Genomic DNA, 19,538 nt, shown 5'->3' on the forward strand with positions numbered 1-19,538 from the left:
GCGGTACGTCCGTAGGAAGAATCGACCAGCACGGTGTCCCGCACTTGCAGCCTTGAAGGCCTCGGCTGCCAGGGCATGTGTCGGCAACGCCGACGAACATGGAGCAAGGATGGCTCTGAAATGGGCGGCCTGCCCGCAAGAAATCGCACAGCGTCGCACCCGCTTTCCAGCGCTTCGGACAAGAAAAAGCCCCTCGAAAGGGGCTTGGTTGGGTCAGGCTTCGTACACGAAGTAGTGTTCTCGCTGACGTGGGAAGAAGACATGTTTCCATGTATCGCCGCTGGTGTTGCCACCGTCGAAGACGACCATTTCGTAGTCGTCAATGTCGGTGTCCACCAGTTCGACGCTGGCGACATGGCGCATGTGCAGCGTGCCGCTCATGCGCTCGAATACCAGGATCTGGCCGATGGCGTCGTCCTGGCCCATGGCATTGACGCAGGAACCGAGCTGGTACTCGAAGTCGGACGTGCTAGGGATGAGGTTGGGGAACATGAGGTTGCTCCTATGAAAATGAACCAGCCCGGCTCCGGGAGGGAGACGGGCTGGTATGGGGAGAACAAAGAGGAAGGATGTTGTGTCGCGTGGCTGCTAGGACTCGGCCAACGGCAGGCCCAACAGCACGGGTGCGTCGGCGTCGAGAATCAGGATGCGCACATCGGCCTGGCCGGCCAGTTCAATGACGTTCGCCAGGTCATCCGGCATGCCCTTGCTTCGGTGCTCCTGGCGAAGCTGCTCCGCACTGATCCCCTCGACGCGCTCCAGGTTCTTGTCCGTCCAGGGGGTGGAGATCAGCTTGATGCCGATCGCCGGGCTGTAAGGAACCCGGAACGCGATGAACAGGAATGCCTCCGGCGTGGCGAGGTCTGCCAGGTTGGCGAGGTATTGGCCGGTTTCCTCGCTTATGTGTGCACTGCTGATTTCCCAGCACCGGCTGTAGTAGCCGGTCTCGAAACTCAGGCGCTGCACGACTTCCCGTGCCGCTTCAGCCGAATAGGTATCGCCGACGTGGATGGGGCGGCCGTCGAAGTCGTCGCCATGGATGGCATAGACCACGGCGCCGATTACGCCTTCACCGCTGACACCTTCTCCGGCATCGCATTCGGCCAGTACCTCGGCATTCACGGGTTGGGGACCATTTTTGACCACGGCGAAATCGCTGGTGATGATGCACGAGGATGAAATCAGTTCCTCGTCGGAAAAGTGCTTTTGGCTCGCGTGGACGATTCGCCAAACATGCGGGCTTCCGTCCTCGTAGCTGATGCACAGCGTGCGGACGATTTTCAGATTCCAGTAGCCGCGGAGAAATGGATTGGGTTTCAGGGACATGGCAACTCTCCAGATTTGAATAATGGAGCCAATCCCCGCCACCGGGAATTGGACCCGGTGGGTTGAAAGTGGAAAATGCGTCAGTCGGCGCTGATCGTTGGCGTCTGGGCCAGCCGTTCGGCGATGCGATGGCGCACATTCAGGCGGAAATGCTCGTCGGTGATGCCGGCAAGCAGGTTGGCGGCCTCCAGCGCGATCAACGCCGAGGCCTCTTCGATGTCGGTGGCCACGATGGTCTTGCGCAGTTGGTCGCCGAGTTGGAGTGCCTGCGAGGACGTTCTGAAGACCTGGGCCTCGCGGCTCAGGTAGCAGCCGTTGCCGCCGAACTCGAACAGCCTCGGTTTGCTGCAATGCCAGCAACCCTCGAACTGGATGGCGGTCAGGTGATGACCGTCATCGAGGCAGGAGGCGATCAGAAACAAGGCTTCCAGGTCGGCGCTGTCCTCGAACTGGTGGTGCTCGATGAGGTTCTCCAGCTCCCAGTCCTGGTCAGCACCGAAGTGCGCGGCCAGCCGTTCAAGCAGAGGTGGAATCGACAGTTCTTCGTCGTCGGGCATGGGGATGCCGAGTTGTGTGGCCAGGTCTTCCAGGCCATCCAGCACATCCGTCCAGCGCGGGTCATTGGTCTCGGCGATCTGGGCGATGTAAGCCTGCCCATTGCCGGGATGGTTTTCATCCAGCGCAAAGGCGCCGAACAGCGCCTTGATGACGGGAGTAACGCGGTCGAGCACGAGAACGCCCGTGCCTTCGTAGTAGTTGTTTGCCATGGTGGCTCCTTTCGGGGAAGTGAGCGGAGCCAGCCCATGCGGACGATGGCATCCGCGGGAATAGCCCAAGGCCGTTGGCGCCGGGCGATGGGTAAGAAAAATTGAGGGACATGGCCTCATGGGCGCATGTCCCTCACGTGGGATCGAGAGGACAGTGGCGTGCCGGAGACCGGCTCACCAGCCGCTGTAGTTCACCAGCAGGTCGGCGATGACCTTGCGGCGTTCCAGGTCGAGACCGTCGAAGTCCGACAGCCCGTCGAAGTGGCAGCGCTTGAGCATGGCACCGCCCTCGCGCGCGTTGTAGAAGCTGACCATGGCGGACAGGAACATGCGTTCGCCGCTGCTCAGGACGCCGAGGGCATCGTTGAGCCGCAGCATGTCGGGACGCAAATCCCACTTGGTGTTGGCCTGGTTCAGGCCTTCGCGGGTGCCGTCGCCGAACCATTGCGGGCCGGCGATCTCGACACCACGCTTCCAGGCCTCGAAGAAGGCTTGGGGCGCGGCAGCGAAATGCTGCTCTTCCCGCATGATCTGATCGACGACTTCCTGTGGCAGAAGCTGGTTCATGACGTGATTCCTCCAGTTGGATCAGGGCGTGGCGAGCTGGGTCCAGCCGCCTCTTTCGAGCGCACGTTGAGCCGCGGCGTAGCTGCGGAAGTACTCGCGGGATTCCCGCGAAACGGGACCTTCGGTATCGCGCGTGCCGATGTAGTGACCGGCGGCGCTTTGCAGGACTTCGAGCGGCAGGAACTTGCCGCAGTAGGTCGAGGCCAGTTGGCCGAAAGAGGCTTGCTGGGACATGGACGGACTCCTTTGAAAAGCGGGGCCTTGTCCCTCACGGGATGGCAGCTCCCGCACGCGGTTGATAAAAGGCATCGACGTCACGAGGACGCGCGTCCGCAGACTTGATGCGATGCGGACTGGTGGGCAACGCGGGAGGGACCCGCGGCAGCCTGGAACCCTGGCTGCTGGCATGTGCTGACGAATCAGCGAACATGCGGGCAGCTTCGTGCGAGGGCCGCTCGGCGTCAGTGGGAAAACGGCATCCGACCCAGCCCCGATTGATGGGCGCAGAAAAGAAAAGCCCCGCATCGAGTGCGGGGCTGTCAGGAGGGTGCGGTGGCGCTGGGTCAATCGGGCTTGTCGCCCAGGACATGCTGCTTCCACAGGTCGAATGCCTGCTCGGGCGGAAGCTCGGCGAGGATGACGATGGGCTGGGCCTGCCGGGCGCGCAGCGAAGCGAAGTACGCCTTGCGGTCGGCGATGGCCTTGAGCTTGATGCCCTTGATGAACAGCAGTTTGCCGTCCTTGATGAACAGCACCTTGTTGCCGATGTCGCGGTTGAAAGCGGCTCGCACCTTGCGTTCCGCGTGCATGGCATCGGCCAGCTCATCGACCAGGAAGTCGAGCGTCATGTCGATGTAATGGGGGTCTTCACCCTCCTGGCCGAGATCGAGCGGCGCAGGCGGCAGTTCCTTGGCGAAGGCTTCGGCCTGAGCCAGCAGCGTCGTCTTGTTATTGAGCGCGCGGAGGAATGTCGAGCCGCCATGCCCGTCGTTGCGGGCCTCGGCGATGGGAGTGCCGTCGAACACGACGGTCGCGGTGAAGCACAGCGTTTCCTCGCTGGCGAAGTCGGCGACCTTGAGGTTCTTCAGCATGATGCGGTCTTGCTTGGTGATGGTGTCCATGGAAAGTCCTGAAATCGACCGGGTGGCGACATGCCCCTGACGGGACGTGGCGACCATCCCGTGGGTTAGAGAAAGGAGGCATCGATGCCCCGGTGGGCAGCGTTCGCCGGTGAGATGCCGAAGCGAACTGGCGGGTGGCGTGGGCGGAACCCACGGCAGCCTTGACACCCTGGCTGCGGGCTGCTGCCGATACATCGGCAATGCAGGGACGAGAATGGCGCGGCGCGCAGGCTGCGTCGTCGATCAATCCGAAGCGGTCGAGCCCGTCTTGTGCAGGCACTGCACCAGCCGGTTGCCCAGCCAAGCCATGCATGGGACGGCCATGGAGTTGCCGATCGCCTTGTAGCGCGGAGCGTCAGCGGCAGGCTTCCCGCGATACGGGATCAGCGTGTAGTCGTCGGGCATGCCCTGCAGCCGCTCGCACTCCATCGGCATCAGCCGCCGCACCCGCCATTGCGACCAGTCGCCGGGGCCGGGGTCGTTCCAGTCGTAGCGGAAATGGGCCTCGAAGTCGGGGGCCAGCACATGGGGCTTGTCAGCACCGCCGCCGCTGGTACGCAGCGCGGCCGCTACGCTGCCGCCCAGCTCGGCGGCAAGACCCTGCGGCCGTCCCCGGAGGGCAACGCAGGTCACCATGGGCACGCCGTAGCCCGGCTTGCCGTTGGACAGGACGGTGCAAGCTACCTGTCCATGGCCTGACTCGAAGCGCACTTCGCCGCGGTTGTTCTGCGCGAAGGCGATGGCGGGTACGACGCCGGCGTTTGCATGACTGTTGCGATGCCCGCCGGCACGCAGCGTTGGCGTCAGGTCGATCGTGGCATCCGCGCCGCTGCCCTGGGCGGTGAAGGCGATGATCGGCACGCCCTTGCCGGTGCCGTCCTCGCTGCTGCCCTTGCCGTTGTTGGCGGTGTCGAGGGTATGGGCGATGCTGCCGGCGACGGACTGCACCATGAACGTCTCGGTGCGGATGTCGTGCTTGGGACCCGCGGCCATCAGGCATGCCGCAACATCGACGGGGCCGGTGCCGCCGCTGAATCCGAACATCGTGGTGACCTTGCCGTAGGGCTGCGTCAGCCCGGCGAATCCTGCGTATCCGCCTGCTGCTGCAGCACCCGGTTCAGTAGCGCGGGCAGCTTCTTGCCACGGCGCGCGGCCCGCAGAAGAATCCCCGAGCAGGCCTGCGCGCTCAAAAAGTACTTCGGTGGGATCGAGACCATCTCCACCACTTGCCACAAGAAACACGCGCTTGCGGCGTTGGGCGACACCGAAATATTGAGCGTCGAGCACGCGCCAGGCGATGCGGCGGCGGGGTCCAGACACACAACCAGCGTGCGCCCATTTTTCCCCTGGCGGCTGGAGCGCACGGCCTTCGCCGGCCAGTGCGCCCAGGAAATGTCCGAAGGCATTGCTGCGGTCGTTGAGGACGCCGGGGACGTTTTCCCAGACGAGCGTTGCCGGCGGGCGGCGGTCTTGGTGGCGGGTTTGGTCGATGGCATTTGCAAGCTCCACATAGGCAAGGGTCAAGGCGCCGCGCGGGTCATCCAGTCCCTGGCGGGCGCCGGCAACGCTGAACGACTGGCATGGCGTGCCGCCGACCAGGATGTCGGGCGCCGGCACGGTGCCGGCGCGCACCTGACGGGCGATCGCGGTCATGTCGCCCAGGTTGGGCACGTGGGGGTAACGGTGAGCGAGCACGGCGCTCGGGAACGGGTCGATCTCGGCGAACCACGCGGCTTCAAGGCCGAGGGGTTGCCAGGCGAGGCTCGCGGCCTCGATGCCGCTGCACACGCTGCCATACAGCAGTGGCGCGGCCTGGGGCGCACCGCGAAGGGTGCAAGGTTGCGGGTTCATGTCGGGTCTCCTGTTCGTGTGGCCCGGGGCGGGCCGGGACGTTGATAGGCAGGAGAAAGGCGCCGAAGGCCTTGCGGCCTTCGGCTCGGGAGGAAAGAACCACCCGTGGGCTGGTGCAGGCCCGGTCGTCGCTAGAACCGTCTGCTCATCAGCAATCACACCCGGCGCATGTCGTGGTTCGCGCCGGCATCGTCTGGCGCACATCCGCGCACAAAGGGAGCCCGTTTTTGCGCCGGCGGGCACCGGCACCGAATACCGCTGACCACGAAGGGTCTCCGGGTGGCTCGCGCAGCCTGGCAAGCCATCGGGGGACCCTTCGCAGAGGCGGGAGAAATGCAGATCAGCAGAACGCGGGAGGCGGTTCGCGGAGAAGCTACCTTCAGGTCCCGCGGCCGGGGATGACCAAGCGGGACGCGCACACGGACAAGAAGGCGTTGCGCGCTGGGCGTCCCGCAGGGCATGCGGGACACAGGCCGCGCCGCCGATGGCGGGCACGGCTCACGGGGAACGGGGTCGGTCAGGAGCCTTTGCGGCCGCCACTGCGCGGACGCGAGGCACTACGCTTGGACGTGCCGGATTCGACCGGCAGAGTGCCTTTGCAGTCGGGGTAGCGGCTGCACGACCAGAACGGGCCGCTCTTGCCGGTGCGCTGGCGCGTGGGCGCGCCGCACTGCGGGCAAGCCGGCCCTTGGGGAACCTTGATGGACAGGGACGTGTTGCCGTACTGCGCGATCAACTGTGAGATCCATGCAGCCTGCTTGCTGATGAATACGTCCAGCGTGAGCTGCCCAGCTTCGATCATGTCCAGCGCCTGTTCCCAGACGGCGGTTGTCCCTGGGTCGGCAATCGCTGTGGGTACCGCGTCGATCAGGGTGAAGGCCGCATCCGAGGCACGGATGGCGCGGCCCTTCTTCACGAGGTAGCCCCGCGTCAGCAGGCCACTGATGATGTTGGCCCGCGTCGCTTCGGTTCCGATGCCGACCGTATCCTTGAGCTTCTGTTTCAGGCGCGGGTCCGAGACCAGTTTGGCGACGCCCTTCATGGACTTGACCAACTCGCCTTGCGTATAAGACCGAGGGGGCAGCGTCTTGAGCGCCTTCAGATCGACGTCGGCCACCTGACATGCCAGCCCCTCGCGCAGCGCGGGCAGTACCTGGCTGCGCGCCGCAGGGGCGCCATCCTCCTCAATTTGCGGTTCGGCCAGCACCAGGCGCCAACCCTTGACGACGACCTGCTTGCCGGTGGCCGCCAGCGTCTGCTGGCCGCAGGAGAGGTTCGCCACGGTGCGGTCGAACTCGTGGTGAGGAAGGAATTGCGCCAGGTAGTGCGCCCGGATCAGCCGATACACTGCCAGTTCCTTCTCACTCATGGTCGAGAGGTTCGCCGGTTCGAGCGTCGGGATGATGCCGTGGTGCGCGGATACCTTTGCGTCGTTCCAGGCGCGTGAGCGTTGAGTGCGGTCGAGCTGGTCCATGATCGGTCGCAGCGACGGATCGGTCTTGACCAGGCTGTCGAGAACCGTTGGCACCTCGGCGAACATGCTTTCGGGCAGGTATCCCGAATCGGAGCGCGGGTACGTCGTGGCCTTGTGCGTCTCGTACAGGGCCTGAGCAATGTCCAAGGTCTCCTGCACATCCAGCCCAAGCTGCTTGGAACACACCTCCTGCAAGGTCCCCAGGTCGAACGGCAGCGGCGGGCCTTCCCGCACGCGCTCAGTTTCGACCGACACCACCTGGGCGCTGTCCGCGACGCGGATCTGCTGCGCGGCGTGCTGCGCGATGGGCTGCTGCAGGCAGCGGCCGGCGTCGTCGGTGCATGCTTTCGGGGGAACCCATTGCGTGGTGAAAGTCTGGCCACCAGCGGACAGGGACACGTCGATGGCCCAGTACGGCACGGACACGAAGGCGGCGATCTCGCGGTCGCGGTCCACGACCAGTTTGAGCGTGGGGGTCTGGACGCGGCCGACCGACAGCACGCCGTCATAGCCGGCCTGTCGTCCCAGCACCGTGAACAAGCGGCTGAGGTTCATGCCGACGAGCCAGTCCGCCCGAGAGCGCGCCAGTGCCGAGTAGTACATCGGCAGGGTCTCGGCCGACGGCCGGAGCTTGCCGAGCGCGGCGCGGATGGACGCATCGTTGAGCGCCGACAGCCACAGCCGCTCGATGGGACCGCGGTAGCCGCACAGATCGATGATCTCGCGGGCGATCAACTCGCCTTCGCGGTCGGCATCAGTGGCGATGACAAGCTGGGTCGCCTTCGCCAGAAGCGCCTTGACGACCTTGAACTGCGTGGCGGTTTTCGGTTTGACCTCGACCCGCCAGTGCTGAGGAATGATGGGCAACTGCTCCAGCGACCAGCGCTTGAGCGCCGTGTCATAGACCTCGGGGGCTGCCGCTTCGACGAGATGGCCGATGCACCAGGTGACGGTGACGCCGGAACCGTTGAGGCAGCCTTCACCGCGCTGCGTGGCACCGAGAATCCGGCCAATGTCTTTGCCCTGGGAGGGCTTCTCGCACAAGAACAGCCGCATGTCCGTCCATCCCGATTCCCGTTGTTCATGGAGTTGCTGGAATCGAGGATGCCGAGCGCCGCCTGGGGCAGCAGCAAACAAGCCGCATGCGGCGGCGACCGCTTTCACGGGATGGAATCGCTTGTACGGGAGGCGCGCGTGGCCGCAGGTGTGCGGATCGGGAGCCGCGATTTGCGGGAGCGCGTGGAATTCAGTGGACGCTGGTGGAGCTATCCCCTGGGGATAGCTCCACCAGCGCATGGAGGGCGGCGAAGACGTGCCACCGCCCTCCAAGCTGGTTCACTTCCTGCGTTTGGATTCTTTCGGCGCAGCCGGTTCCTGCGCGGCCTGGGGCTTGGGCTCTGCCTCCTGCAGCTTTGGGCTGAGGGTCACGGATTCGATGCGGAACGGCAGGATGCCGACGCTGCGCGCATTGATCTGCCAGGTCTCGCGCGGCTGATCCTCGTTGTCCGTCCAGGGTTCGCGCTCCATGCGGCCGACGACCAGCACGCGCATGCCTTTCTGGTACAGGTCCTTCCAGTGCTCGGCGTCGCGGTGCCAGATTTCCACCGGCGCCCAGAAGCCGCCCCGATCCTCAAAGGTGCCATCCTTCTTGGGTACGGGGTTATCGAAATAGACGTTCAGGCGCAGCAGGCGGCTGGGTTCGTCGTTGCCGTTGGGGAATTCGCGGTACTCCGGTGGCGAGCCGATGTTGCCTTCGCCGGAAAAATGCGTGCTCATGGTGTGATCTCCGTGGTGGTTGAATACCCGTGCCTCGTCGGCGTCGGGAGCGTGCTGGATGCCCGGCGCAATCATCGATCGCGCATTGCGGCGGGAATGGGCGTGAGTCGGCGCAGGTAGGCGTCGTCCGCCTGGGCCGCCTTGCTGGCGCATTCCTGCGCCTGCCTGCCCAAGGTGTGCAGCAGGCTGATCTGCATGTTCAACGTGATGCGCTGCAGCTCGATCGCGTGCAGGTCGGCCAGCAGGTTGACGGGCGTGCTGGTGCTGGCGATCAGCTCCCGCCACAGCGCCACGCCCATGGCCGACCTGTCGTGCCTGCGCCAGCGCAAGAAGACGGTTCCTGCGCCGGTGGTCTGTTGGGCCAGTTCGATGGACAGCAGGTGGAAGGGGTGCCCGCATGCCTGCTCCAGCACCTGTCGCTGTGCCAGGGCAATCAACTCGTCGCGCATGGCGAAGCACTGGCTGGCCCAGGCCTCGAAGTCCCCTTTACCCTTAAAAGGCTTTAAAAGGCCTTTTAGAGAGGCTGCGTGTTCCAGCCGCATGAAGGCACCCTGTTGCAGGCCTCGGAAGTAGCGGGTCGGTTGGTTCGGATCGCTCATGCCGGCTCGTCCTCGTCGGCTGCGGTTTCGGGCGGCTCTGCGGTGGTGGCTTCATCTCCGGGCGGAGGTGCTTCGGCAGGACCGTCGCTGCGCTGCTGCAGGCCACGGCGCACGATGGGCGGCGCAAACTTCGAGCGGCGAGTGCCTTCCAGCACGTCCTGCGGCAGTTCGCCGTACTTCTCCAGCGCGGCCCGCGCTGCGGCATTCTTCGACGCGAAATCATCGCGTGTGCAGCCCGAATAGCGGTACTGCTGGGCCAGCGAGAACAGGCTGCGCAGTGAATGTGCGCCCTCGTTGAGCCAGCGTTCCAAGGTGCTGCGGTCAATGAGCGCGGTGTGATGGGCGAGGATCAGCTTGCGGGCGATGTCGTCGTAGTCGGCCAGAAGATAGACCGCGGCAAAGCCGAGCTGCGCGTTGACGAAGAGCGGCAGCTTGACCGGCTGCACGTTGAGGTTTTCGCCCAGGCTAAGCGCTGGCGGCACGCTCGCCAGCGCCTGGTCCACCTGCTCGCGCAGCGATTGCAGCGTGGCCTTGGTGTGGTCGAGCTTTTCCTCGATGCGCAGCATCCAGAAGTCGCTGTACGGGTCGTCCTGCTCCGAGCCCCGCCGCATCTTGTTCATCTGAGCGATGTAGCCGTTCAGGCCGACGATGCCCGGTCGCCCCTCGGTGGCGGCGCGGCCGTGCCAGATGCGGGAAGCGTGGTGGGTGTGCAGGGTCAGCGACATCGCACTGCGCAGGGAGCCGAGATTCAGTTGCAGAGGTTCATTGGTTGCCATGGTGTCCGCTCGTTGTTGGAAAAGGAGCGGCCAGCTTCGGCAGGAAGCGGAAGGCAGTCAGTCAAGAATCCGAATCCCGGCCGGCCCCGGTTTAGGGCGTGGCGGTTGCATGCGGCATGAGCTATCCCCTGGGGATAGCTCCATGGAGCGCCAACGAACGCTGCACGCCGGGATCAGGGGGGACAACACCGATGCTGCGGCAGAGGGTCGATCCCAGGCCTGCGACAGCCTGGTGTTGTGCCCAGCAGCGGAACTATCCCCAGGGGATAGCTCTACTGGCGGCCATGGACATCTACTTTCACCACCTTGCATGCCGACTCAATTGCTGGCGAGCAGATTGCGTAGCCGCTCGATGTGCTGCTTGGCGACTTCCGGTGGCACTGGCTTACCCTGCGGCTGAGGTGGCGGTGCTGGTGGTGGCCGCTCGTTTGGCGGGACGGATGCCGATGGCGCGTCTTTCTTGGCCCAGGCATTGAACTCGCCATGGATGGCGCGCTGGATGATGCCGAACAGATACCCCGCAGGATTGCGGATGCCATGATTGCTGCATCGTGTGGCCCATTCGTCCAGCACGGCCTGTCTCAGCGCGGCATCGACCTGCTGCAATGCCACCCTGGCACCTGTCTGCTGCTCTGCCTTCAGTTCCGTGAAGCGCTTGGGCCATTGCAAATCGCCCAGCGCGCGCGCCTGCGCGGTAGTACGTACTTCATTAATACGACTACTACGTACTGTACGGGCCTGCTTCGGATTCCGAAGAGAGGCGTCTGGCGCGGGTTTCGCCCCTGCTTCGGATTCCGAAGATGGGTCATCCGCATTCCGAAGAAGGCTCGATGCTCCTTCTTCGGATTCGTGGGCGGCATCCTCCTGTGGATAACTCTCGGCGGCCGTGATGCCTTGGCTGGCGAGGCGTTCTGCCAGGACTTGCAGCCGCGACGGCAGTGTGCGCCCAGAGAGCAGCGGATCTTCCGCGATCTCCTTGAGGGTGTTCAGGCCGACCATCTGGACGGCCTTGGCCGAATGGCCAAGGGACTGGCTGACCAGTGCCAGGTAGTCGGCGTCGAGCTGCATGGCCTCGAAGGGCGTCAGTGGTTCGTCGTGCAGAACATAGAGGTTGCCGAGGATGCGGCCGGTCTTGGGGTCACGCCGTCGCCGCACCAGGCTCAACCATCTGGTGAGGCGCAACAGTGTCAACGCTCGGGCCACGGTTTCATGCGAGGCCTGCCCGGCGCAGGGCATCGACGCCAGCCAGGGGCGAAGCTGCTCATAAGTCGGGAAGGCGGTCACGCCATCGTCGTTGAGCATCAGCCGGAACACCTGCCAGGCGTTGCGCTCCAGCGGCGTCAGGCGACGGTCGAGGAACAGCCGCCGCGGCACGGTCTCATGCCGGTTGCCGCTGAAGAGGAAGGCATCGCCGGACGTGGCGGGCGTCGGCGCAGGCATGGGTGCTGGCGCACTGGGGCTGGGCTTGGGCACGAGGTCTTTCAAGGCGGCGTCGAACAGGTCCGCGAGTGCGACGGGGCCACGGCGTGGTGTGGTGTTGTCCACGGCCATGGCTCAACCCAATCCCTGATCGACCCAGCTCTTGATCGAGGCCCAGACCACCGACAGAGGCAGCGACATGCCTTCGGCCAAGTCCATGGTGGCGTCGAGGATGGAGGTTTCGTCTTCGAGATCGACATTTCTGCTGCCGGTCACGGCCTTCCATTGCCGCCACAGCTCCGTGTCCTGTTTCTCATCCAGCACGGGGTGGCGGCCCTTGCGCTTCGGCAGGCCGAGGATTTCGCGGCGAAGCGCCACCTCCTGATGGGTCAGGCCATAGAACCGACTGACCATCTCGGTGCTCGCGCCCAGCCTGAGCATGCGATCGACCGTGGCGATTTCCTTCTCCACGTCCTGCGCCTGCTTGAGCAGTCGCCGGAGCACTTCGCGGTTGACCGTCACCGAGCACCAGGAGACGTTAGCGTTGGCGAGCACGCTGATCAGCGCGGGATGCTTGAGGGCGTCCAGTTCTTCCTCGCCAAACCCCATCAGTTTGCACCGGCGCAGTTGCCCATTACGCAAGTCATAGAGGGCCTGGGCGATGACGGCCTGGTTGAGTGGGTGTGGTGCGGACATGCTGGCCTCCCTCGCTCAAATTCCAACGCCTGCAGCGCCGGCTTCAAGGTCGAGCAGGTGCCGGGCCAACCGCAGCAGCCGGAACAGCTTGACCAGCGAGGTATCGCTCAATCGCTGGGCCGCATCACCCTGGCCGTGCAGCAGCGCCGGCAGTTCGATGACGATTTGCCCGTCGTGCAGGCCGACGTCGGCGGGCCGCTGACCGGCCAGGCACGCTAACAGCGCGAGGACGGCACGGCCCAGCGGCGCCGAGCTTTGGGTGCGGGCCCGGCAGACGAAACCGATACCCTCTGCACGGTCATCAATGCACTCGTCCAGGTCTGCCTCGCCCGCGATTTCGCGGGCGAACTGTGCGATGTGGATGCGCAGGCGCTCGGCTGTGTCCAGGCCGGGATCGATGTACCAGACATCGGAGATCGGATAGAGCCCGCCAGCCTGCACAGGGATGGACTGCAAGACGCTCACCGAGAAGTCTGGCGGCAGCGCATCACCCAACTGGTCGGCGACCATACGCTGAATGGACTGGAGCCGTTCGGTCGTCGGTGCCGGCGAGACGATGTGCTCCCGAAGCAGATCGCCACCCACCGCAGGGTTGGCCGGACTTGCCTGACTGGCATCCGTGTCGCTCTCGCGCGTCGAGGGCGTTGCCGCAGGTCGGCCTGCAGGCGGCGCTGCGGATGCAGCCCCTGCGATGGGTGGCGCAGTGTTGGCAGGTGGGCGCGCGATGGTTCCCGGCTCCGGCAACGCAGGCGGCGTCGAGGGCGGCGTTGGGTCGCTGACCAAGGCGCGCTGCCGGCTCTCGGATTCGGTCATGTCCAGGGCGAGCACGTCGTAATCGACACCAAGCATCTCGGCCATCTGGCCGATCAGCTCGTCCTGTACACGCTGCGCGGAGAACTCGTCGGCCTGGACGTCGAATTGCGACAGCACGTCCTGGAAAAATTCGTCGAAGTCCTGAACCAGTGGGTGGCCCTTGGCGTAGCGCTCCCACGCGAGCATGCAGGCTTTGCGCATGACCGACAGGCGTTCGACCTGATGGCGACCGAGACCGCCATAGAGCACGGTCGGGATCGCGGGCAGGAGATACTGCACCGCGTCGTTCATGCGGCTGATGTGCGACTGTTGTACCGGGAAGCCATCGGCGGCGAGGCGGCGGGCCAGCTCGGACTGGCTCAAGGCAGTGCCGCTTTCTTGCTCGTAGAACTCGCGCGCCTTCTCGACGCCGAGGGCGCGCTCGATGAACGTGAGGCCCCCGCGCAATTCGTTCTCGGCCAGGTGGCCGGTCAGCATGACGACTTCGCCGCGGCTGGGCCACGGCCGGAACAGGCACGATACACGGAAAAACCGCTCGTCCTTGGTCTCTGACCATAGTTCGCGCAGGATCGCCAGCCGCGTATTTCCGCCGTTGCGAATGATGTAGTGGTCCTCACCTGGTCGGCGAGTGATGGCCGGCGCCGCGTCCAGACCGCGCTCGCGGATGGACGCCTTGATTTCCTCGTAGGCCGGGTTGCGTTTTTTCCTGGGATCGTGGTCGTAGGGGCGCAACTGATCTAGGGTCACGACCATGGGTGTGTCGGCGATCGGGTCGCTCAAGGTCGAGGCTGACGGGCCGCTACGCTCGAACCCGGCCGCGAGCAGCTTGCCGGCCATCTGCTGGGAGGTGATCTCAGCCATGGCCGCCTCCCTGCGCTTGGTATCGGGCCTCGCGCTCGGCGCGGCGGATTTGCGCACGGGCATTCAGGGTCGCCCGGTGGTCGCTGGCCGTCGAGCTGGTGTAGATCGCGGCGCAGCCAGGCTTGGTGAACTTGAGGTGGCCGCCAGGCGTGCGTTTGACGTGCCAACCTTCGCCAACCGCGAACTCGATCAGGGCGCGAAGCCGCTTGTGGCCACGGGCAAGCTCATGTGCGTTCGCCATGGGACCTCCCGGCATCAAGAGGGTGTGGCGGACGGCCGGACACCATGGCAAATCGGTGCCGCCATTGCGGAAATAGTTCGTCTGCGAGGCCGCGCATGGTGTCGAGCGCGGCGGGGGCGACTCTGCCCGGCGGCTGGCGGTATTCGACCCGATGCACTGGCAATCCGCGCGTAGCTGCACGCGGATACGCCTCGATGGCCGGCACGTCGGTAGCCAGCACGCGGATGCCGGCGTGGTCCTGGAAAAGATCGCGCAGGGCCTGCTGGATCAGCCGTGCATTGGCTGACACAGGGTGGACACGATTGATGAGCAGATGCAGAGGTGGAGGCTCGATGCCCAGGTGCCGGTAGGGCGCAATGTCTTCGAGCAACTGCATGGTGCCGCGCCGCAGCTCGCGCGCCGCGAGAATTTCCGGGGTCACGGGCGACAGCGCGAGGTTGGAGGCGAGCACCGCCATCTCCAGCAGCACCGAGCGCGCACCTTGGGTGTCGATCAGCACCAGGTCATAGAGAGGCGCCAGGACCGGCAAGAGATGGCGCAACCGTAGGCGCCCATCCGGCGCGTGCAGCAGCAAAGTGTTCAGCTCGCCTCGGTGGTCGTTGGAGAGCACCAAGTCCAGGCCCTCGATGATCGTGCGGGACACAAGCAGCCCGAGGTCGCGCTCGTTGAAGGCCAGCAACTCGTAGATGCCACCAGGTGCGCGGTGGCCTAGCTCGTAGTACGAGGACAAGGTGGGCTGCACGTCGAGGTCGAGCAGCAGTACACGCAGCCCCGCGTCCGCGGCAAGCCCGCCGAGGTTCGCGGCCGTGGTGGTCTTGCCGACGCCACCTTTGGTTGAAATGATGGATACGACCTGCATGGCGTTCTCCGTGTGAGGATGGGAAGTCCGCTGGAGAACGGGTCAGGCCCGGTTGTTGACGCGCTCGGCGATCCACTGATCGATCTCGATGGAGTCCCAACCGACCGCGCGCACGCCCAGGCGCAGCGCCTTCGGGAACAGGCCTTTGCGCATCAGGTTGTAGATGTGGGCGCGTTTGAAACCCGACTTGGTTTCGACTTCATCAAGCCGCAGGATGCGGCGCTCGCTTGCGGGCAGTGCAGGTGTTTGCGACATGGCGGTCACTCCTGAACGCTCAGTGGCGTTTGTTGGCGTGACCTCCATTCAATAGACATGGATGGGAAAAGACATTGCAAATGCAATCTCCGCGATTGCACATACAAGATGGAAAACCTCAGACTGTTGCGCTACGCAGCCGGCGTCTGGCCGTGGCGAACTTGCCGTTTAGCGTCCGCTCCGCGATCCCCATTGCGCCGCTGTGATGGGCGACCAATGCACTGACCACCGCCTCCTGCGTCTTGAAGCTGGAGTACGGCACGCCCGAAGGCGACTGGCCGAGCATCAGGTCCAGCATGCTGCCGATAATGTTCAGGTAGGTGGCTTCGGCGCGATCACTGATCAGGCACTGTGCGCCAGTAGAGGGCGCCATCTGCTTGAGAAGCGCCCCGTGCTTTTCCTGCAACTCATGCAGTTGGCGTTTGTACTGGTCCAAGGTGGACTTCAGGGCCAGGCGCTCGACTAGCATCGCCTGCCCAGTTTCCACCGAGATGAAGGGATGGGCGATGCGCTCGCTCCGGGAGAAGAGGAAGCACGGTCGTTGCTCGGGATAGTGCTGGCGCATCCAGCTCTTCAGATCGACGTGGCGCACCGTCAGATCAGGGGAGTCGATCAGCGCGGAATCGCGCGTCGTGATGCCGTTCCGTCCGAAGGGCAGTTCTCCATTGAGGATGCCGTCGAAGATGCGTTCGGTGCAAAGCCGCAGCTCGTCACAACGTGGACAGTCCAACGACTGCGGCAGGCGCCTTGGCGACGAAATCGAAGCCAGGATCACCTGCTCGTATCGCAGCAGCCCGGCCCAGCGGATGGACGCTTCGATCGGGCGATAGAACACCTTTGATGTTGGTGCATCATTCTTGTTCTCGTGCATGCTCCGTCTCCTTCCAGGAGAAGAACTACATGACCGACTCCTTTGTCGCCGACCTCATGGTCGGCCTGTCGCTTGTGTAGGAAGTGGGTCCCGAAGGCCGCTTCGTCATGTGGTTTGAATACTTCTCACCAGTTCGCGCAACTGGTAGTCGTCGTGTGTTCGATGTGCAAAAATCATCGATTAGAAGGTCGAGCATCGGGACGTAGGCTCGACAGCGACGCTCACGCTATCAGGGTCGTGAGAAGTTACGGTTTCTGCAAAACCGTCTAGGTATGACCTGATATGCCAGCGGTCTTAGGAAGCGCGAGGGGGCCGCAATCGTCGCCCAATGTCCAGCCGGACGCAGCAAACCCGCACCTGTCATGCTTGCCCCGTCATCCTGATATATCGATAAAGAATCGTGTGTGGGAACGCGGTGGCCAGCGTGAGCGTTCTTCCAAAGGAGCTTGGACAGAAGGTCGCCTGTGAGTTGTGGTGCTGGCGCTTCCAGGTGGCATCCGACTTGTGCCATCACCAGAACCATCTACCTGGGTTGTCTTCGCGATGATGGATGCGGGCAGACAACCGGGCGTGGGTGATGAGTTCGAGGCAGTCGCCTACGACGATGTACCGATCGTGGGTGTGGTGTGCTGAGTGCAGCTCTATGGACGTCCGTGGAACTCTTTGGACGAATTTGTTGCCGAGGACGAAAAACAAGGCTACAATTGAGGTCTTCGCTGGCCAGCCCAACGAAGAAAGTGTTTGGGAAACAACGACTTACTGTCCTAGTACACGTCTCGTTTCCCGCTCCAGTTTGTAAGATCGCGCCGCAGAAGTTATGCGGCGCCTTCGTTTTGAGGCCGGTTGGCAGAGTGGTTATGCAGCGGATTGCAAATCCGTGTACGCCGGTTCGATTCCGACATCGGCCTCCATATTGAAGGGCCCCAAGCAATTCGTTGCTTGGGGCTTTTTCTTTTGCGCGTAGAAAACAGTTGTTCGTCGTATAGCGTTTCAGGCAGCGAGCGACTCCATGAACACTATCTATACTCCACGAGCAAACTTGCGCAGGAGAATAGCCATGCGACGCCTCTCAGCCTTTGTTTTCGCCTTCTTGCTCAGTGTCCCAGCGCTGGCGATGCATTGCCCTATGGATATGAGCAAGATTGATGAGCAGCTCAAGACCAATCCACCGAAAGATGCCGCCACGCTGCAGCAGGTCCGAGAGTTGCGCGCGGAGGGCGAGCAACTGCATCAGGCAGGTAAGCACGCCGACTCGGTCAGGGTGCTCGGCAGGGCGCTGTATCTGCTAGGCCTGAAGCCCTGATCAGCGTGATCGGCGCAGACCTACCAGCAGCCAGAAGAGCAGTCCCAGAATCGGAAAGACAGCGATGCCGATTGCCCAGAGCGCTTTTGCGCCTACGGTTCGGTCACTTTTGAATACGCTGATTACCGCGAGCAGATTCAGGGCTATCAGGACCACTGCGGCCGCGATAGCCAGATACGTCATCGAATCGGGCACTTCTCATTCTCCTGGCAGTTCACATTATGACGCCGTGAACTACGCAGAACGGTTCCGTTCGGCAAAGCCATGCCGTGCCGCCGGTGCGGCTCGGTGGAAACACCGCATTACTCAGCCAAGCAGTTGTTGGAGCTCATCACTGCTAGGCACCTTGCCTTCCACAACGATTTCTTCCTCTATTGCCAGCGCCGGGGTGCGCATGACGCCCGCGTCGATGATGGCGTTGACGTCGGTGACCTTTTCAACCTCGAAATCGAGCCCAAGACGCCGCGCGGCCGCTTCGGCGTTGGCGGTGAGTTGCTGGCACTTGGCGCAGCCGGATCCATAGACAGTCAGTTTCATCGTCGTTCTCACATCAGTTGCCCATAGAGATAGCCGCTGAGCGTGGCCATCACCACGACCAGCGAGCAGTACACGATCGTTTTCTGCGTGCCGAGCACGGTGCGAATCACCAGCATGTTCGGTAGCGACAACGCAGGACCTGCCAACAGGATTGCCAGCGCCGGGCCCTTACCCATACCCGCGCCCAGCAGGCCTTCGACAATGGGCACTTCGGTCAGGGTGGAAAAATACATGAAGGCGCCCAATACCGAGGCGAGGAGGGTGGAGGTGAAACTGTTATCGCCGACAGCCCAGACTACCCATTCGCTGGGGATCAGCCCTTCATGGCCAGGGCGGCCGAGCAGCATGCCAGCGATCAGTACTCCGCCAAGCAGCAACGGCATGATCTGTTTGGTGAAGTCCCAGCTCTGCCCAACCCATTCCTGACCTGCCGCATTCTCGCGACTGGCTTGTAGCATAAGCCCGGCGATGCCAATAACCATTGCCAGTTCTGGCCACTGCGGCGCAAATAGAGCGCTAACAGCAACCAGCGCGCCGATAGCTAGCAATGGCTTAACCGACCACTTCCAACGGCGTACCAGCAGTGTTGCCAGCAATATCGCGAGGAGCGCGGTGATTGGCCATTTCCACGCGTGAATCACCATCCAGGTCGCGCTATCGGCGCTCGCCCAGTTGGCGAATACCAAGATGCCTATCATCAAGCTGAACAACGCCACGATGTCACCAATTGGGTGTCCATCGTCGTCATCGGCGAAGCCGCGTGCGTTCTTGGCTGCACGCGCATCCTCCTCACGGCGGTAGAGCAAATGCATGATGGCGCCGATCACGAGAGCGAACACAATGGCGCCCACCGCACGGGCAATGCCAAGCTCAGCACCCAGTATCTTGGCGGTGACCACAATGGCCATGACATTGATCGCCGGTCCCGAATAGAGAAAGGCGATTGCTGCACCCAGGCCGGCACCACGCTTGTAGATGCCGCCAAACAACGGCAGCACGGTGCAGGAGCACACGGCCAACAGCGTGCCAGCGACGGACGCTACACCGAACGCCACGGGCTTCGGCGAGGCCGGGCCGAGGTGCTTCATCACGGCGCCCTGGCTGATGTAGACGGCCATCGCACCAGCAATGACGAAGGCCGGTAACAGGCAGAGAATCACATGCTCGCGGGCATACCACTGCGTCAGACGCAGGCCTTCCAGTACCGCGTTTTCGAAACGGGGCTGGCCCATCGGCATGAAGAAGATCAGCAGAAACGCCGCGCACATTCCGAGCAGCACTTTGGCTTCGGTGGGATGGCCCCGCCAGAAGTTAGCCAAGTGCGCTCTCAGCGAAAGTGGTGTGTCACTGGTCGAGACAGGCTGCTCTTGTGCGGGGCTCTCCATGTCTGTGGTCCTCTCAGGCGTCTGCATCGATGGTAGTCAGC

Annotated in this window: 22 protein-coding genes and 1 tRNA gene; 2 read left to right on the forward strand and 21 right to left on the reverse strand. The window is 63.6% G+C overall.

What is annotated here, in order from left to right:
- Positions 1-213 precede the first annotated feature (213 nt).
- The 18 genes from AAEZ08_RS01865 to AAEZ08_RS01950 form a co-directional block, all read right to left on the reverse strand.
- A complete protein-coding gene (locus AAEZ08_RS01865; RefSeq protein ID WP_023093462.1) occupies positions 214-492 on the reverse strand; it encodes a hypothetical protein in 279 nt (92 codons plus the stop codon).
- 96 nt (positions 493-588) lie between these two features.
- Entirely contained in the window at positions 589-1,326 is a 738-nt protein-coding gene (locus AAEZ08_RS01870) for a DUF5983 family protein (protein ID WP_023093463.1), read from the reverse strand.
- A gap of 80 nt (positions 1,327-1,406) precedes the next feature.
- Positions 1,407-2,093 (reverse strand): hypothetical protein, encoded by a 687-nt coding sequence (locus tag AAEZ08_RS01875; RefSeq protein ID WP_023093464.1) that lies wholly within the window; start codon positions 2,091-2,093, stop codon positions 1,407-1,409.
- Between the two features lie 174 nt (positions 2,094-2,267).
- Complete coding sequence (locus AAEZ08_RS01880; protein ID WP_023093465.1) at positions 2,268-2,660, reverse strand: hypothetical protein; 393 nt, start codon at positions 2,658-2,660, stop codon at positions 2,268-2,270.
- Between the two features lie 21 nt (positions 2,661-2,681).
- Entirely contained in the window at positions 2,682-2,894 is a 213-nt protein-coding gene (locus tag AAEZ08_RS01885; RefSeq protein ID WP_023093466.1) for a hypothetical protein, read from the reverse strand.
- Positions 2,895-3,223: 329 nt separating this feature from the next.
- Positions 3,224-3,781: a hypothetical protein gene (locus AAEZ08_RS01890; protein ID WP_034084950.1), complete on the reverse strand. Its 558-nt coding sequence runs from the start codon at positions 3,779-3,781 to the stop codon at positions 3,224-3,226.
- Between the two features lie 243 nt (positions 3,782-4,024).
- Positions 4,025-5,632, reverse strand: a complete 1,608-nt coding sequence (locus tag AAEZ08_RS01895; RefSeq protein WP_023093468.1) for a DNA cytosine methyltransferase — start codon at positions 5,630-5,632, stop codon at positions 4,025-4,027.
- A 517-nt stretch (positions 5,633-6,149) separates the two neighbouring features.
- Positions 6,150-8,162, reverse strand: coding sequence for a DNA topoisomerase III (locus AAEZ08_RS01900; protein WP_023093469.1), 2,013 nt, complete (start codon positions 8,160-8,162; stop codon positions 6,150-6,152).
- A 279-nt stretch (positions 8,163-8,441) separates the two neighbouring features.
- Positions 8,442-8,882: a single-stranded DNA-binding protein gene (locus tag AAEZ08_RS01905; protein ID WP_031684101.1), complete on the reverse strand. Its 441-nt coding sequence runs from the start codon at positions 8,880-8,882 to the stop codon at positions 8,442-8,444.
- A 71-nt stretch (positions 8,883-8,953) separates the two neighbouring features.
- Positions 8,954-9,481: a DUF3158 family protein gene (locus AAEZ08_RS01910; RefSeq protein WP_034084952.1), complete on the reverse strand. Its 528-nt coding sequence runs from the start codon at positions 9,479-9,481 to the stop codon at positions 8,954-8,956.
- Positions 9,478-10,257 (reverse strand): PFL_4669 family integrating conjugative element protein, encoded by a 780-nt coding sequence (locus AAEZ08_RS01915; protein WP_023093472.1) that lies wholly within the window; start codon positions 10,255-10,257, stop codon positions 9,478-9,480. The genes AAEZ08_RS01910 and AAEZ08_RS01915 overlap by 4 nt, the downstream gene beginning before the upstream one ends.
- A 318-nt stretch (positions 10,258-10,575) precedes the next feature.
- The gene (locus tag AAEZ08_RS01920) at positions 10,576-11,808 is read right to left on the reverse strand and encodes an STY4528 family pathogenicity island replication protein (RefSeq protein WP_023093473.1); all 1,233 of its coding nucleotides are present in this window, start codon (positions 11,806-11,808) and stop codon (positions 10,576-10,578) included.
- Between the two features lie 3 nt (positions 11,809-11,811).
- Positions 11,812-12,372 carry a DUF2857 domain-containing protein gene (locus AAEZ08_RS01925; RefSeq protein ID WP_023093474.1) on the reverse strand — a complete coding sequence of 187 codons (561 nt, stop codon included), beginning with the start codon at positions 12,370-12,372 and terminating at the stop codon, positions 11,812-11,814.
- Positions 12,373-12,387: 15 nt separating this feature from the next.
- Positions 12,388-14,046, reverse strand: a complete 1,659-nt coding sequence (locus tag AAEZ08_RS01930) for a ParB family protein (RefSeq protein WP_023093475.1) — start codon at positions 14,044-14,046, stop codon at positions 12,388-12,390.
- Positions 14,039-14,287, reverse strand: a complete 249-nt coding sequence (locus AAEZ08_RS01935) for a hypothetical protein (protein ID WP_019726333.1) — start codon at positions 14,285-14,287, stop codon at positions 14,039-14,041. The genes AAEZ08_RS01930 and AAEZ08_RS01935 overlap by 8 nt, the downstream gene beginning before the upstream one ends.
- Positions 14,271-15,146, reverse strand: a complete 876-nt coding sequence (locus tag AAEZ08_RS01940) for a ParA family protein (RefSeq protein ID WP_023093476.1) — start codon at positions 15,144-15,146, stop codon at positions 14,271-14,273. The genes AAEZ08_RS01935 and AAEZ08_RS01940 overlap by 17 nt, the downstream gene beginning before the upstream one ends.
- Positions 15,147-15,188: 42 nt before the next feature.
- Positions 15,189-15,401, reverse strand: coding sequence for an AlpA family transcriptional regulator (locus AAEZ08_RS01945; RefSeq protein WP_009459729.1), 213 nt, complete (start codon positions 15,399-15,401; stop codon positions 15,189-15,191).
- Positions 15,402-15,519: 118 nt separating this feature from the next.
- Positions 15,520-16,272 carry a hypothetical protein gene (locus AAEZ08_RS01950; RefSeq protein ID WP_023093477.1) on the reverse strand — a complete coding sequence of 251 codons (753 nt, stop codon included), beginning with the start codon at positions 16,270-16,272 and terminating at the stop codon, positions 15,520-15,522.
- A gap of 837 nt (positions 16,273-17,109) precedes the next feature.
- Here AAEZ08_RS01950 and AAEZ08_RS01955 point away from each other — a divergent pair.
- Positions 17,110-17,183 (forward strand) — tRNA-Cys (locus AAEZ08_RS01955).
- Positions 17,184-17,329: 146 nt separating this feature from the next.
- Positions 17,330-17,575, forward strand: a complete 246-nt coding sequence (locus tag AAEZ08_RS01960) for a PA2433 domain-containing protein (protein WP_003284954.1) — start codon at positions 17,330-17,332, stop codon at positions 17,573-17,575.
- Here the strand turns inward: AAEZ08_RS01960 and AAEZ08_RS01965 are convergent, their stop codons facing one another.
- The 3 genes from AAEZ08_RS01965 to AAEZ08_RS01975 form a co-directional block, all read right to left on the reverse strand.
- The gene (locus tag AAEZ08_RS01965; protein ID WP_003284955.1) at positions 17,576-17,758 is read right to left on the reverse strand and encodes a PLD nuclease N-terminal domain-containing protein; all 183 of its coding nucleotides are present in this window, start codon (positions 17,756-17,758) and stop codon (positions 17,576-17,578) included.
- A gap of 123 nt (positions 17,759-17,881) precedes the next feature.
- Positions 17,882-18,112: a thioredoxin family protein gene (locus AAEZ08_RS01970; RefSeq protein ID WP_500123597.1), complete on the reverse strand. Its 231-nt coding sequence runs from the start codon at positions 18,110-18,112 to the stop codon at positions 17,882-17,884.
- 8 nt (positions 18,113-18,120) lie between these two features.
- Positions 18,121-19,497 (reverse strand): permease, encoded by a 1,377-nt coding sequence (locus AAEZ08_RS01975; protein ID WP_500123598.1) that lies wholly within the window; start codon positions 19,495-19,497, stop codon positions 18,121-18,123.
- Between the last annotated feature and the right edge of the window lie 41 nt (positions 19,498-19,538).

It is taken from the genome of Pseudomonas sp. E45-MNA-CIBAN-0222 (assembly GCF_040310405.1).
Lineage (GTDB): Bacteria > Pseudomonadota > Gammaproteobacteria > Pseudomonadales > Pseudomonadaceae > Stutzerimonas > Stutzerimonas stutzeri_AC.